The 14431-nt window shown below is 70.0% G+C and carries 11 protein-coding genes and 1 pseudogene; 2 read left to right on the forward strand and 10 right to left on the reverse strand.

Annotation, left to right across the window (positions count from 1 at the left end; all coding sequences use genetic code 11):
- The 5 genes and pseudogenes from ACFWZ5_RS27890 to ACFWZ5_RS27910 all read right to left on the reverse strand — a co-directional run.
- A pseudogene (locus ACFWZ5_RS27890) lies at window positions 1-7497 on the reverse strand (hypothetical protein); the annotation flags it as partial.
- Between the two features lie 69 nt (window positions 7498-7566).
- A complete protein-coding gene (locus ACFWZ5_RS27895; RefSeq protein WP_384891385.1) occupies window positions 7567-7779 on the reverse strand; it encodes a hypothetical protein in 213 nt (70 codons plus the stop codon).
- Window positions 7779-10241 (reverse strand): phage portal protein, encoded by a 2463-nt coding sequence (locus tag ACFWZ5_RS27900; protein ID WP_384891388.1) that lies wholly within the window; start codon window positions 10239-10241, stop codon window positions 7779-7781. The genes ACFWZ5_RS27895 and ACFWZ5_RS27900 overlap by 1 nt, the downstream gene beginning before the upstream one ends.
- Window positions 10241-10579: a hypothetical protein gene (locus ACFWZ5_RS27905; protein ID WP_384891391.1), complete on the reverse strand. Its 339-nt coding sequence runs from the start codon at window positions 10577-10579 to the stop codon at window positions 10241-10243. Before ACFWZ5_RS27905 ends, ACFWZ5_RS27900 begins: the two co-directional genes overlap by 1 nt.
- Window positions 10580-10633: 54 nt before the next feature.
- Window positions 10634-11002 (reverse strand): hypothetical protein, encoded by a 369-nt coding sequence (locus tag ACFWZ5_RS27910; RefSeq protein WP_384891394.1) that lies wholly within the window; start codon window positions 11000-11002, stop codon window positions 10634-10636.
- Window positions 11003-11207: 205 nt separating this feature from the next.
- Here ACFWZ5_RS27910 and ACFWZ5_RS27915 point away from each other — a divergent pair, with 205 nt between their 5' ends.
- Together ACFWZ5_RS27915 and ACFWZ5_RS27920 are read left to right on the forward strand one after the other, a co-directional pair.
- Window positions 11208-11645: a hypothetical protein gene (locus tag ACFWZ5_RS27915; RefSeq protein WP_384891397.1), complete on the forward strand. Its 438-nt coding sequence runs from the start codon at window positions 11208-11210 to the stop codon at window positions 11643-11645.
- 25 nt (window positions 11646-11670) lie between these two features.
- Window positions 11671-11862, forward strand: a complete 192-nt coding sequence (locus tag ACFWZ5_RS27920; protein WP_384891400.1) for a hypothetical protein — start codon at window positions 11671-11673, stop codon at window positions 11860-11862.
- Window positions 11863-11871: 9 nt separating this feature from the next.
- On the opposite strand, the gene ACFWZ5_RS27925 is transcribed toward ACFWZ5_RS27920, so the two are convergent.
- The 5 genes from ACFWZ5_RS27925 to ACFWZ5_RS27945 form a co-directional block, all read right to left on the reverse strand.
- Window positions 11872-12072 (reverse strand): hypothetical protein, encoded by a 201-nt coding sequence (locus ACFWZ5_RS27925; protein WP_384891403.1) that lies wholly within the window; start codon window positions 12070-12072, stop codon window positions 11872-11874.
- A gap of 86 nt (window positions 12073-12158) precedes the next feature.
- On the reverse strand, window positions 12159-12686 hold the full coding sequence (locus tag ACFWZ5_RS27930) for a DUF6624 domain-containing protein (RefSeq protein WP_384891406.1): 528 nt from the start codon (window positions 12684-12686) through the stop codon (window positions 12159-12161).
- A gap of 35 nt (window positions 12687-12721) precedes the next feature.
- Window positions 12722-13714, reverse strand: a complete 993-nt coding sequence (locus ACFWZ5_RS27935; RefSeq protein WP_384891409.1) for a protein-L-isoaspartate O-methyltransferase — start codon at window positions 13712-13714, stop codon at window positions 12722-12724.
- Window positions 13715-13730: 16 nt separating this feature from the next.
- A complete protein-coding gene (locus ACFWZ5_RS27940; protein WP_384891412.1) occupies window positions 13731-14153 on the reverse strand; it encodes a lasso peptide biosynthesis B2 protein in 423 nt (140 codons plus the stop codon).
- Window positions 14150-14389: a PqqD family protein gene (locus ACFWZ5_RS27945; RefSeq protein ID WP_384891513.1), complete on the reverse strand. Its 240-nt coding sequence runs from the start codon at window positions 14387-14389 to the stop codon at window positions 14150-14152. Before ACFWZ5_RS27945 ends, ACFWZ5_RS27940 begins: the two co-directional genes overlap by 4 nt.
- Window positions 14390-14431 lie beyond the last annotated feature (42 nt).

Consider the following 14431-nt stretch of genomic DNA (forward strand, 5'->3'; position numbering starts at 1 on the left):
GTCGGGCGCGTTCTCAACGCGCAGGGTCTTACGGCCGAACGTCGCGGCCCACAGGTCCGGGGCCCCGGCGTTGTAGGAGTCGAGAATCCACGGGGCTGCGAGGGCGAGCATGGTGAACTGCTCGGTGATCGAGTTGGACAGTGGCGTGCCCGTGGCCAAGGTGACGGTGGCGCGTCCGGCACGTCGGCGGTGCAGGTCGGTCAGCTTCTGGTGCAGGTCGATGCCGCGGATCGACGCCGGGTCACCGCCACCCTCACGGGAGCGGAAGCCGACGCCCTTGTACCGGTGGGCCTCGTCGATGACGGCGTAGTCGAATCCGAGGTCGTCCCAGTACGTCTGGCCCGGCGTGCGCATCGGCGCCGCGTTCTTGCTGATGCGGTTCTGGACCGTCGCGATGCGTTGCTCGATCTTGGCGACGATGAACGGGTGATCCGGGTTGTCCGCGTCCTCGTACTGCCGGTCGAGCTGTTCCCGCAGAGCCTCCAGCTCCCGGAACTCGTACTCCTCCTGCGCCTCCGGCGACATCTTGATCGAGCCGAACGCGGGCTCGGTGAAGATCACCAGGTCCGGTCGGTTGGCGCGCAGCCACTCCAGGGTGCTGTCGCGGCGCCCGTCGGCCAGGTCCGCCGAGGTGATCAGGTGGATCTCGGCGTTCGGGTACAGGAACCGGGCCTCGTCGTACCACTGCTGCGCGAGGTGGTCAGGGACGACGGCGTAAGGCTTCTCGATCTGCCCGGATGCCTTGAGGGCCTGGGTGCCCATGACGAGCGTGGACGTCTTGCCCAGACCGACTTCGTGGGCGAGGATCACGGACCGCTCGAACTGCATCCGGGCAGCCCCGCTCAACTGCCAGGCGTGCGGGGTGCGGTCCGGGGTGAAGCCCGCCAGGGACGGGCTCATGCCGTCGTAGGAACGGACGACGTGCCCGTTCATGATCTGGTTGTAGGAGTCGGTCAGCCGCGTCAGCCGCTCGGCGTTGGCCGTCGCGTACTTCGCGAACTCCGACCGCATCTGGTCGGCCTTCTGCCGGACCAGGCGTGACGTTTCTTCATCGACGTCACGCCGCTTGTCGTCGCGGTAGATCGTCAGCGAGCCGTGACCGAGGATGGCGCGGGCGATCTCGACGGCGTTCTTGCCGCGGGTGCCCTTCTCGTCGTCGGCTGCGACGCCGTGCAGGACGTTGTTGGCCTGCGGGACCTTGCCCGTGTAGAGCATCCAGCCGTAGCGGTCGTCGTGCGCGACGCGCAGCGTCTTGTCGCCCAGGTACTCGCGCAGGAACCCCTGCAGCAGATCGGGCGGCGTCCAGTGCGCGCCCATCTCCGGCGTGAACTCGCCGATCGTGCGATCGGTGGGCTGCACTGCTTCGAGCGCGGCCACGTTGACCTGGAACTCCGGGTCCCTCTCCGCGGCCCGGCGGGCAGCGGCGAGCTTGGTTCGGACCGGGCCGGACAGGTAGGCGCCAGCCAGTTCCAGGCGGCCGGTGGACGGGTCAGTGAAGACCTCGTTGCCCAGCGCCTTGAGCGCGTCGTACTGGGTCATGTCGAGCAGGCGGGCGATCTCGCCGAGGTCGACCTCGCCGGTCGCGGCGACGACCGCGGACAGGGCGGTCTTCGGGTCGTCGGTCTGGTCGAGCGGCTGACGCCGGGCAGCGGCACGCTCGGTGAAGACCCGGCTCAGGATGGGCTCCTGCTTGTCCGCATCCCACCGCTCAAGGGCGAGGACCGATCCGGCATCCGGGTCGGAGCGGAAGTACCCCCAGGCCGTCGGCGTGCGCTCCTCGCCGCCGTCCTCACGGGTGCCGGTCTTCATGCTGCGGACCTGGCCCGGCTTGGACAGTGGCCCGTACCGCTCGACGTACGCGGTGTGCAGATCACGGAGCTGGGCGCGCAGCTTCTCGGCGCGCTCGTCTTCCTCGTTCTTGCGATCCAGCGTCCGCAGTTCGGCAGCGACGTCACGCAACTGCATCAGGGCACGGAGCTGGTCCGTGCGCCCGTCGGACGGGGCGACCGCGACCGGGTTGCCGCCATTGACGTGCTGGTAGAGCTGGCCGTCGTCGCCCTCGTAGAGGCGGCCGGTCCAGTCGTTGGCGTGCTTGTCCCGAGCGGTCAGCAAGCGCGCCGGGGGCCGGTTGTCGCCGTCGGGGTGGGGCTCGTAGCCGTGGCCGTCAGCCTTCGCCGTCTCGGCGATGTTCTTCAGCGCGTCGCGAAGCTGCTCGGCGGCCTTGGCCGGGTCGCCCTTGACGGTCAGGCGCGGCCCATACGGGGACGACTCGGTGGTGAGCTGGCCCAGTACATGGTCGGGATGCTGCGTGAAGTAGGCGTTGACGTGCTCGTGGACGCTTCCGACCTTCCGCTCTGAAGCGTTCAGCCACGACGTGTCACCGGGCGCGTCGCCGTCGGCGCGGCGCCGCAGCACGAGGACATCAGTGACGACGCTGGTACCGGCGTCGGTGAACATGCCGGACGGCAGGCGGACGGCGCCGATCAAGTCGCCGTACTTGGCGATCCGCTTACGGGCCTTGTCGCCCTTGGAGTCCAGCGTGTGCCGGGAGGTGATGAGCAGCGTGATGCCGCCGGGCCGCGTGAGCGCCAACTCCTTGGTGATGAACCCGTTGTGAAGTGACTCCGCCGGGTATCGCTTGTCACCGAACGGGACTTGGGCAAAGGGAACATTGCCGATGCTCGCGTCGAACGTGCCGGGCTCGGCATCCGTCTCGGCGAAGTTCTCGTTGAGGACATTGGCGTCCGGGTAGATCGCCCGAGCGATCCGCGCGGTTGTCGGGTCCAGCTCCACGCCGGTCAGGCGAGCGCCGTCCGGCGCAACACCGAAGAACGTGCCGGCCCCGGACCCTGCTTCGAGGACGTCTCCTCGATCGAACCCAAGCGCCTTCAGCCCGTCCCACATCGCTTCGGCGATGGGCTGCGGGGTGTAGTGCATCGACAGCGTGCCACGCCGAGCCTGCTGCCACTCCAGCGGTGTCAGCTCGCTTGAGAGCATCGTGCGCAGCTCGCGATACTCCGCCCAGCGGGCGTGATCCTGCTCGAACTTGCCGTACCGGCCGCCGCCCTGCTGGTATCGCGGCTCCTTCTCGTTCGGCTCCGACGCGAACATGATCGGAACCGAGCCCCACCCCGTCCAGCGGGCGAGGGTGACCTTCTCCTTCTCGGTGGCCGGGCGGTCCTCCCGCTCCAGCCGCTTCATGACGCGGATCGCCTCGACGTTCGCGGCGGCCCGCTGGAGCGGGCCCTTCGTCGCCGCGTCAGCCGGGTTCGGACGAAACCGCGGAGCTACATGTCGTACACCGCGTCCTTCAGCGCCTGCAGATCCCGCATCTCCGGACTGAGCTCCGGCGTCTCCTCGGTCTGCGGCTCCGGCTCCGGCAGCAGATCCCGCAGCACCATCGCGGTCGCGTCCGCCCTGATCTGCTTGATCTGGCCCGCCCGAGCCTCGTACTCCGTCGCCTCCGGCACGGTCTGCTCCAGCGCCTCCTCCGCTACCAGAATCGCCGTCTCGATCTCCCGGCCCTTGTTCAGGAAGAACGTCTCCGGATCGGCCATCTCCGCCAGCTCCCGCGGCCGGAACTTCGTCCAGTGGTCCCTGGCCACCTGGCTGTAGATGCTCACCATCAGTCCCTTCATCTGTTCCAAGAGCCGCACGCAGGGCTGCCTGCTGCGCCTCGATCTCTGCGCGGGAGATGACCTTGCGGTCGTCGTCTCCGCCATCCTTGCGTACCTGGCTGCGCTGCGCGTCAATGCCGTGCAGCGCAGCGTTGATGGAGGCCAGCCGGGAGCGGGCCTTCGACCGGTCCGACGAGTCCAGTTCACGGTCTGAGGCCCGCAGCATCATCTCGCGGGACAGTTCCTCGGTGACACGGTGGAACTCAGCGAGCAGCCCCTCGGGCACGTCGATGTTCGCGCCCTTACCGATCTTCCCCGTGATCGGATTGGTGTGATCGGACCAGCCGCCGTAGCCGTGGCCCTTGAACAGGCCATGAAGGGTCTGGCGCTCCTTGCTCGCCGACGAGAACGAGTCGGCGCGGCGGGAGGACCGGTACAGCTCGAAGAACATCTTCGGCACCCACACCCGCCGTGTGGAGCCGTACAGGCGCACCGGCTCGGTGTCGGGGTCGCTGTCGTAGCTGTCGACGATCGCGGCCAGCGCCTCGGTCATGCTCGGGAACGCGCCCAGGTAGCCGCCGTGGCTCTGGCGCTGCGCATTCCATCCGGCCTTGTGGCCGCCCGGCCACGCCGAGCCGTGCGCGTGGTAGGAGACCTGGCCGTAGCCGTTTCCGTCGACCTGGACGGAGGCGCCGGAGGAACCAGCGAGCGGGTTCTCGCGGGTGTCCGCCCGGTTGACCTTCTGCTCGCGGCCCTCGGCGCCGCGGCGGTTCTGCTCCTCGAAGAGGTCCTTCAGACGCTCTTCCAGGGCTTCCCTCTCCCGCCCGCTGGTGAGGTTGCGGTTCATGTGAAGGTCACGGAATGCCTTGCCGAGGTCGCCGTCGCTGAGCCCAGCCGGGTCGGGGCCGTTGCGGTAGGCGGCCGCCTTGCGGTTCTGCTGCTCCTCGTAGACGGCGTTCCGGCGGGCGGACAGGATCGCGTTCTGCTCTGGCCCCAGGCGCCGCAGCCGGATGGGCAGCTCGCGGGATTCCTTCTCCAAGGCGTCGTCGTCGAGGTCCTGAGCCGGCGGACGCTCCTGGATGGCGCGCAGCCTGCGGGTCTCCTGCTCTGTCTCGGCATCGGCCAGGCGCTCGGTCACCTGGTTCCACAGGTCCCGCTCCGGAGCGAGGTCTTCCTCTCCGTGGATCGCTGCCGACGGCTTGTGCGTACGCTCCCGTGACTGCAGATCCCGGACATACGCGCTGAGGTCGTCATCGGTCAGGTCCTGCGGGTTCCCGGCCTGGGCGACGCGTTCGGTGGTACGGCGGCGACGGTCGGCGTACAGAGCCCGTTCGTCCTCGTTGAGGCGGTCGCCCCGGCGTGAGCCGTAGGTGCCACGGTCCCCTTCGGAGCGGCTGATGGCCTCGGCCAGGTCGTCGTCACTCATCGCGGCCGCGCGGTCCTGTGCGCTCGGCTTGGGGGCCTTGGGCTCGTCGCTGTTCGTCTCGTCGTTCTGGGCAATGCGGCGCCGGTCGAGTTCGGCTTCGACCTTCTGCAAGGCGGCGCGGGCCCGCTGCTTGCGGGCCGGGGTGGTCGCGACCTGAACGTGGATCTTGAGGTTGTCGCGGTGTTGACGCAGGTCCGGCTCGGGCATCGCCCGGAGCTTCTTGGCGTCCTCGTCGAGCTGCGCCGTCTCCGAGGTGGTGCTGTTGCGATCTTCGTCGGTGACACGGACGTTGCGGCCCTGCCGGGCGAACGCGGCGAGGATGTCGGCGGCCTTGCGGTCGCGGGTCTCCGGCTTCCACTGAGTGCCGGTGGTGCGCGCGTTCTGGCCGTAGGACCAGTTGAGCTTTCCGGCGGCGCCGACCGCTCGGTCATCGCGGGCGTCGTTCTTGATGGTGCCGCGCACGGCCAGGATGCGCTTGCCCTTGTGAGTGGTCCACGCCAGGTGCACGTGATCGGCCTGGTCCGGCTGAGTGGTGGCCAGGTGGTGGCGGGCGATGATCTGGTCAGCGATGTTCGAGTTGCCGCCGATGGGCACGTAGATGCCGTCGACCGTGGCGTGGCGATCGCTGTAGCCGCCGACGACGGAGGCGATGCGCTCACCGTCCGGGCCGTACACGGTGACCGGACCCGGATTCCAGGAGGTCGACCAGTAGCCGGGCACCCCGTCGACGGGTTCGGCGTCCTGCGGTACGCCTGCCGGCCGTTCGTCGGCAGCAGTCTCCGGGGTCTCCTCCGGCTGCGGTGCGGCCTCGGGCTCGGAGGAGGTCTCCAGCTTGTCGTCCGGCTCGCTCGGGGCCTGGTCGCCCTCCTCGTAGCCCGCCCGCGCGTACTCCGGGATGTCGGGTTCGGAGGACGGCTCCGCAGGGCTGGTGTTCGCCTTCGGAGCCTGGGTCTCTTCGTCGCCGAAGGGGCGGCGGCGCAGGGTCTCGGCGAGCCGGTCGGTGGCGATGCTGTGCTTGGGAGGGTGCTCCTGGTCCCACAGGGCGCGGGCGGCCGTCCACTCCTGGATGTAGTCGCGGCCCTTTGCCGAGCGCCACGTTTTGCGGTTCTCGGCGAATTCGGGCGCGGAGAAGTCGAGGGCGTTGCCGTCCCTGTCCTTGAGGGTGCCGACGATGTGCTCGGCGAAGTCCTTGGCGTCCGCCTGACGGTCGAACCACCACGGCATCTGCTGCCCTGTGGCCGTGGCGTACAGGTACCAGTCGCCTTCCTCGCGGCGGGCGACGAACTGGCCGCCGCCGACGAGCTTGAGGCGCTGTTCCTTGGCGATCCTGTCCAGGTCACGGGCACTGCTGCGGTCCTGCTCGCGGCCAGCAGCGCGCAGGCTCTCGGCGCGGTGGGTCCAGTGCTCACGGACCTGCTGGAGCGTGGTGAACCGTCCACGACCGTGGGCACGCTGCGCCTTGAGGGCGGGGGCCGGGGCGGTGTCGTCGTTCGTGCGCGAGGAGCGGAAGTCCCCAACGGCGCGGCGGATCGCCTGCTCGGCTCCCTCGCCCTTGGTGGAGCGCCACGCAGGAAGCCAGTCACCGATCTTGGGATCGGAGAAGTCGATCGGTTCGTTGAACTCGCCCGGCATGATGTGGCCGTTGCGGACGTGCTCGTCGACGTACGCGGCCGCGCCTTCGGCCTCCTGGCGGGTAGCGAAGTCGCCGACGTCGAGGTAGCCGCCAGTGCCGGTCGATGTGAGGTACCAGCGGCCGTTGGCGTCGTCGCGGGTGGTGACGAGTCCGCCTGACGGGGTGATCTGAAGGTCCTCGTCGCCCGCGAGGCGACGCAGGGCGGAAGCGTTGGCGCCGGGCTGCTGAGCCAGTTCAAGGAAGTGCCGCCGCACCGCGGCGGTGTCCTCGTAGCGGGCCCCGGCACGGGCCCTACGGTTCGGCAGGGCCGCCGTGTCGACGTCGTGATGGCCGTCCTGGGGCTCGTCCTGGTCGTCTCCCTCGGGGCCCTCCCCCTCGTCGACGCCGATGTCGTTGCCCTCGTCATCAGCATCGTGCGGCTTGTCGGGAGTGTCCGGGTCACCGTGGTCGTCGCGGGACAGGCCCAGTCCGCGCCGCTCATCCTGCTCGCGGCGGGCGTCCTCGTCCTCGACCTTCTTCCGGTTCGAGGTAGGGGCGCTGCCATCAGGGCGAGCCACCATCGTGATCCAGCGGGCGCTGGTGCTGTGCCGCCGCCCGGTGTACGTGCCGTCGGCGACGCGGTCCTGGACGAGAACGCGGTCACGCGGAAGGGCGCGGACGACGCGGGCGAGCGTCCCCGACCACAACCTCGCGACACCGCCGGTCTCGATGAACCTGCCCTTCGAGTCCCTGGGGTGAAGGGCAGGGTTCCACGGCCGCCGTACGGACTTGGTCTCAAGGGTGCGACTCAGGCCGACCGAGGAAGCGGTGCGATTCAGCATGGGCGGACGATGCACACCGCAGGTGGTTAGCGTCGCGTGCCGCCGGGCGGCCCTGCCTGGGCGTTCCCGTTACATGGTCTCGGTGAGGATATGGAGGGCGAACCAGGCGGAGAACCCGCACCATCCCACGGCGAAGACTGCCCGCCCGGCCTTGGAGGTGCGGGTGTGGAACAGGCGCCTGACGTTCTCGCTCAGGGTGCCGCCCTCGCGTCGGTTGACGAGAGCGATCGCCTCGAACACGGCGAACAGGCAGGACCAGACGAACCAGATGGCGGGCCACATCAGGGCTTCCTTTCCAGAGCGGTGCCGATGCGGTAGCGCAGCTTGCAACGGCAGTTGACGGTGAGGGCGACGGGAGCGAACGGGTCTCCGGGGTAGCGCAGCGTGGAGTTGTCGACTGTGTACGGGACGCCGACGGGCAGGGTTGTGCCGTGCAGCTCTCGGTGGCTGGGCCGTACGTGGGCGTCGCTACGTGCGATCCAGGTCCGCAGGACCGCGGGGCCGACGCCTTCGGCTGCGGCATCGGCCGCCCCGTTGACCGTGGCGATAGCGCAGGACTCGGCGATCAGCGCGATGAACGTCGTGGAGCGCGCCTGGTAGAACTCGCGGACCATCTCCGTGAGTTCATCGAGCGTGGCGTCAGCGACCTGCGCCAGGTCTAGGGCGGCAGAGAGCTCCGAGAGAAGCCCGGCGACGGCACGCCCAGCCACGGCTGCAGCCGCCAGCGCTGCGGCCGCGGCTCCCGGCGGCACGGCCGCCACTCCGGTCAGGCTGGTGGTGAGGGACGCCGCGGCGTTAGCCGCGGTCTGCTGGAGGATCGGGATCACGGTGTTGGCGACTTCTTCCTCCCACCGCCCGGCGCCAACGACACGCGCGCCGTCGATCGTGGCGATACCGCGCCGAAGGTCGCTATCGCCGTCCGGCTCCCAATAGCGGGTGCCCTTGCGGAATTTGGGCGCGTACAGTCGGGCGGTGATCACGCCCTCCTGTCGGGCCAGCAGAGCGGTGAGGGCGGCCGTGATGGCGGCTGTCGCTGCGTCGAAGTCCCTCTCGTTGATCTCGAACCCGGTCTCGCGGGGCAGCTCCTTGCGCTCCATACCGGAGCGAGCAGCGTCGACATCGACCGCGGCATCTCCAGCGCTCGGCTGCGCGGCGGTCACGCGTGCAGACGCGACGTCGTCGGCGGCGTCACCGGGCAAGGTGAGGGGCACGTTGTCGCGGGCCTGCTCGACGGCAGCCGTCGCGGACTCTCCGACTGGGCGAGCACCGGATGTCACGCGAGCAGCATCGACATCATCAGCGGCGGAACCCTGCTCCCGGACGCGGGCCTCGGCCACTGCGTCCGCTGCGGACCCGCTCTCAGAACCGAACGGCGCGATAGCGGGCGGCGAGCCACCTGCACCCGGCAGTCCCAGCGCGCCTCCAGAGGCCGGGTCCTGAGCGACACCAAGCGCGGCCGCGTCCTTCTCGCTCGCCGGGACGGGCGCCTTCTGCGGGCTGATCCACAGAGCGCGGGTGTGAGGCACGTTGAACGGGCGGCGCCCTGCGATCTCCCGGTACTCATCGGCTGTGATGAGCCCCGCGTTCCACTCGGCTCGGGCTTCTTCCCTGCGTTGACGGCGAGGGAACTCGAGTGCTTCGACCGTGCTCGTGTTGAAGCGGAGCGACCAGCCGTCGTCCAGGTCGAGGTCGAACGCGGAGGCAAGCAACCTCAAGTGCGGCAGTTCGGTGTGCTGCCAGAAGTTCCACTCTTCGCGGTCAGCATTCGCGTACGTGCGCTCCGAGGCGTTGCCGACCACGGACTCCGGCACGCCGAAAGCCGAAAGGATCTCGTCCTTCGCCGTCTGAGCCAGCGTCTCGTAATTCATGTCGCGCGGCCGCGTGCTGGTGTCCACGTAGTTGAGGCCACCGGGACCGCTGCCGACGACGACGGTCTCGCCGGCATGGTGCGCGCCCGGGGCGAGCCGCTGCTGAATCCGGTCGATCTCGCGCTGGTCCAGGCCGTCGACGTCGATGCCCACGATCCCCGACGGGCGCGCGTCGTTGTCGATGAAGGAGATGTTGTAGGTACGGGCCTTCACGTCCAGGTCGACGGAAAGCCCCGCGGCCTCCAAGGGCGTGGTGCCGCAAAAGGGGTCGGTCGGGTGCGGGTCTCTCAGCCACACGACGCGGCTGGGGTCCAGCTCGCGGACCCGGCCGTCGTACGTCGTGAACTCGAAGTGGGAGAGGTAGTCACCGTGAGGGTCGGGTATCGGCTCGACACGGTTCGGTGGCAGCAGGTCGAGGCGGGTGATCGTTCCGCCGCGGGAACGGGTGATCTCAACGAACGCCCCCTTCTTCGACAACAGGAGCTGCGCGGAGAGGCGCTTCTTGAAGACGGTGGCCCGCTCCAGCGGGTTGGCCTGGACATTCAGGACGTGCAGGAGCGGGTGATCGGTGAGGGTTTCCGCGAACTGCCTCTCGTCACCACCCCGGCCGATCTCGACGGCGAGCGAGCCCGGGTGCTTGGAGATCGCCTCGACCGACTTGAACGTCCAAATGCTGCGCTCGTAGCCATCCTGGATGACACGGTCCAGGTCCCAGCCCGCAGCCCGGTTCTCGGTGCCCCACACCGTGGTAGCGCCCGCGTACGTCATGGAGACGTAGGAGGCGCCGATCCGACCGGCGGACTTTTCCTCCAGGGGCGCCATGGCCACCCGCGGGACCAGGAGGCGGCGGAGACCGGGCAGGAACTGGCGCGGCATCAGGACCCCTCACTGGCCAGCCACAGGCCCGTCGCGCTGGCGGTCGCGCCCACCTCGACCCAGCCCAGCGGCGGGAAGTACGCGAAGGCACAGCCGACGGCGGCCCCGGCCGCGATGGCACTGATGGTGCACACGGCGATGCGCGACACCCTGGTCCTCGGCGGCGCCCAGTAGCGGAAGACCGTGAAGGTGCTCGCGGCGGCCACACTGGTGCTCAGCACCGGGTGCATGGCGCCCAGACCGACGAGAGCGACCAGCACGCCGACGCCTATGAGGAGCAGTCCGGCGGCTTCGCGGGCGAGGCGCTGCGGGGAGGGTGTCTCAGGCGGTGTACTCACGGCGCGCACGATGAGGGCGGCGCCGGGTTAGTGTCGCGTGCTCGCTCGTCGGGGTCAGCGGGGGCGGCTGACCCCGGCCATGTAGGCACCGATGCCGCGCCGCTGCACCTTCTCGCCAGGGATGATCTTGGCGCCCTTCGGAGGCGGCGGCAGCTTGCGCTTCTTCCGCGTCGACTGGTCCCCGCCGATCAGGTGCCGGTTGTCGACCTTCTCCGCGCAGTCCTGGCCCTTCACCTCGTCATACGGGCGTCGGCAGCCTCTGCAGTACACCTCCAGCGCGTCCACGCGCTGCCCGGTCGCGGCCTTGAAGGAGCCGCGGAAGTCGGCGATGCTCGCGATGCGCGGCTCCACCTGGATCTCGGCAGCGACCACCCACGTGTGCGAGAGGTCCTGGGGCGGCTCAGCTGGATCAGCCGGAGGCATGGGGGGAACGGTCTTCGTCTCCACCTTCTTCGCCGGGGCCGGTAGCGCCGTAGCGGACCGTGGCCGGAACAAGGCTTCTTGCCAATAGGCCCGGCCCTCTGCCGGTGCCAGGGGAGCAGTAGCAGTCGTCACCCATTCCTCCGCGCCGTGTTGCTCGCGAGGTTGACACAATCGCCAACCCCCTTTCCACAGCACGGAACGTCGTGTGGCGCTGATCTGTTACACCCACCGCTACCTCGCCACCAGCCCGCCCCCGCTGCGCGCCAGCGAGGACGACCTCGACCGCTTCGACTGCGCCGCCCGCACGGAGGCGAACCTGAGCACCGCGGAGTACCTCGCCGCGTGCGGCACCGTCACCGCACCCGCCGTGATCCCCCGCCGCGCGAGGGCGCTGCCCGAGCACCTGACCGGCGGCCCGCGCAGCATGGCCCTGCACTACGCCCGCCAGCGCGACCTCGACGAGCAGCTTGCCGCGTCCCTCGCCGCGCGCACGCACCTGATGCGTGAGGCCGCCGCCGCGAGCGGGGACGGCCGCTACCGGACGGCCGCCGCCGTCCTGGAACGCTCCGCCAACTCTGTCTCCGGCAACGCCCGCCTCGCTGGAACCGCCCACCTTGGCCTGCTCGAAGAGGCCCCCATGTAGGCGGGCCGAGATCTAGGGTGTGCGCATGTCATCCGGCTCGTACAACATCCGCACCGCATACCGCGAGGGATCACGCGCACCGTTGGTCACGCTGGAATGGGAGATGGACGACGGCTCCCAGTTCTCCCTCACCCTGCCCACGCAGGCAGCCCGTCACCTGGGGCGCGGCATGATCGAAGCGGCCGACCAGTCCGAGCGTGAAGCCGCCGCAGGGTGACCGCCCGTGCTACCGGCCCGTCTCGCCGGGCCACTCCTTGAACGTGTCCGCGTGCTTACGAGCCGCCTGGAGACCCGCGAGCGCTCGGGCGGCGGCGGCCTCAGCGCGCGTGTACCGGCGGCAGCGCCCGCAGTAGCCGTGCTCCACATCGGCCGGGTGGTGCGAGGTGTGCGAGCACTCCGGGCACGTGAACGACGGACGGGAACTCATGTCCGCAACCCTACGCGCCAGCCCCTGAAGGGCTCGCGTGCGGTTCACGCGCGGTGACCGCCGGCCTCGCTCCCCGTCACCTCAGCTCAGCGCCCGGTGTCAGGGCTGCGCATGCGGGCGTCGTAGTCGGCGTGCGGCTCCAGTCCGACGGCGGCCCGCCGGGCATCGAGACGGTCAGGGTCGGCGATGGGCTGTGGGCGCAGCCCTGTGCCGTCCCCGTTGTCGATGTACTGCGTCCCATACACCTGGGGCTGCCCCCGACCGGTCAGACAACGGTCGGTCAGGTAGGCCAGGTGCTGGGCTTCGGCGTCCCCCGCGTCGACGGCCTGGGCGAGCAGATCTCGGGCGTGCTCTTGGAAGTCGACGTCAGCGTCCGCGTGCTGGGCGAGAAGCCAGGCCGCCGCCGCTGCCTCCCTGCCGACCAGCCGAATACCGGGCCACCCCTGCTCGGCGATGATCTGCTTGAGCGCCGACGTGTTGGCGGAATCGACCGCCCGCAGCGCAGCGGTCGTCTCCTCGTTCCACTGATCGAGCGGAGTGAGGCGAACCCTCTGATCCTCCGCCGCGCGGCTCACCAGCTCAGCCGCTACCTCTGGGCTACGCGGTTGATCCACAGCGGCACTTCCTTCCTCGGGCGTGGCAGCGGCGGCTACGCCGCGACGCGGACGTGCCACCGGTCGCCGTCGCGGCGCAGCGCTGCCGACAAGCTGCTGGTCTCGGGGGCTCCCGCGTCCCGCCACTGCTCGACGAGCTTGCGCAGGCCACTCAGGGCAGGGGATTCGGTGCTGTCGGCAACGAGCACCCGGTCCGTCACGAAAGCTGCTGCCGCTGGCCCGCCGGTATCGGCTTGGCCCACGCCGACGCCCGTTCCATGTGGTGTGGTGGCTTCGAGCAGCCCTTCCGGGCGGGTGGCGATGAGCCAGTTCTTGAGGTGCAGGAACTCCCCGTCGTCCAGGCCGGACGGCTCGGAGTGCGACGCAGCGTTCAGGGCAGCCGTGAGCGCGCCCGCGCTCTCCTCGGTGATCGGCGCGAGGGCCGCAATGAATACGTTGCCCTTGCGGTGCACGGGGCGCGTGTGGCTGTCCTCCGCCGTCATGGGGGTGTAGCCGCCGTGGTGCACGACCACCCGTCCGGGTTCTCCCTGCTCGTCGACGGTGACGCGGACGATGGCGTAGGAGCCGGGCAGCTCACACAGGCGCACCCCGCTCAGCAGCACGCCGCCCGGGGTGAGCTGGTCCAGCCACGCGGCCGGGATGTGCGGCGGCGTCGCTCCGACGAGAATCCGCTCGTACGGGGCCCCGGCGGAGTACCCGAGCATGCCGTCGCCCACGTGCACGGTGACCGGGAGCTGGTGGCGTGCGTAGAGATCGCGTGCGCGCTCGGCCAGTTCAGGGTTGATGTCCACACCCGTCACCTGACCCTCGGGCCCGGTGATCCGCGAGGCCAAGGCCGCGGAGTACCCCGACCCCAGGCCGACGTCCAGGATGCGCTGGCCCGGGAGGATGTCGAGCAGCCGCAGGTGGCGCATGGTCACTTCGGGCGGGGTGCACGGGCGCACGGCGCGGCCGTCGCTGCCGTGGAAGAGGGACGCGGGCAGGTCACGGGCGGCCTCGGCCACCAGGTCGTTCGTTGCTCGGGACACGGTCGAGCGGTTCCTTTCACACGCGGACGGTCACATGCAGTGGGCGGTCAAGTCTTTCGGGTTCTCCGACCGGCACGCCGCCGGTTTCGACCCACGCGTGTGCCTCGCACGGGTCGAACCGGCATCCAAGGCACCAGTCCACGCGGGCGCCCCCGGCGCAGCATGCCAGGAACACGGCCAACGACCGTTCCATGCACGCGGCCCGGCCGGGCACGTAGCGGGCGGCGAACGTGCACGCGGCGGCGATCCGCCCGGCTTCAGCCCGTCCGGCCGCGCGGCGGGTTGTTCGCTTCAGGCCGCGCACCAGCGCCAGCGTCACGCGCAGGGGGGAGGCGTGTACGAGTGCGGACGCGACGCCGAATGCGGCCAGGGCGACCACCAACTCGGCCGGGGCGGGCCGTGTCAGGCCTTCCTGGGGCAGGGTCATGGGGATACTCACGCTCGCCTCACCTTCGCCTTCCCGGGGCGGGACGCAGTCAGCAGTCTGCGCCTGACCAGTTCCTCGGCCAACGCGCGCATGTCGGCGCGCACTTGATGTGCTGGCACGCCGTAGTGCTCGGCCACTCGATCCGCTGCGGCGTCTGCCGTCATCCCGGAGGCCAGATGACGCCACCACAGGGCGCCGCTGGGCGACAGGGCGAACCAGCGGCCCCGGCCCCGCAGATCGAGCAGCATCGCGCCGCGCTCGGTCACCGTCGCCCGCACGGTGGCCGCCGG

Origin of the sequence: Streptomyces sp. NPDC059003 (genome assembly GCF_042740445.1) — a bacterium.
In the GTDB taxonomy this organism is placed as follows: domain Bacteria; phylum Actinomycetota; class Actinomycetes; order Streptomycetales; family Streptomycetaceae; genus Streptomyces.

Excerpts from the sequence above, each read along its gene's own strand:
- ACFWZ5_RS27895 (WP_384891385.1), bottom strand. The coding sequence starts at position 7,779 with ATGTGGCCCGCCATCTGGTTCGTCTGGTCCTGCCTGTTCGCCGTGTTC.
- ACFWZ5_RS27900 (WP_384891388.1), bottom strand. The coding sequence starts at position 10,241 with ATGCCGCGCCAGTTCCTGCCCGGTCTCCGCCGCCTCCTGGTCCCGCGG.
- ACFWZ5_RS27910 (WP_384891394.1), bottom strand. The coding sequence starts at position 11,002 with ATGCCTCCGGCTGATCCAGCTGAGCCGCCCCAGGACCTCTCGCACACG.
- ACFWZ5_RS27920 (WP_384891400.1), top strand. The coding sequence starts at position 11,671 with ATGTCATCCGGCTCGTACAACATCCGCACCGCATACCGCGAGGGATCA.
- ACFWZ5_RS27925 (WP_384891403.1), bottom strand. The coding sequence starts at position 12,072 with ATGAGTTCCCGTCCGTCGTTCACGTGCCCGGAGTGCTCGCACACCTCG.
- ACFWZ5_RS27945 (WP_384891513.1), bottom strand. The coding sequence starts at position 14,389 with ATGCTGCTCGATCTGCGGGGCCGGGGCCGCTGGTTCGCCCTGTCGCCC.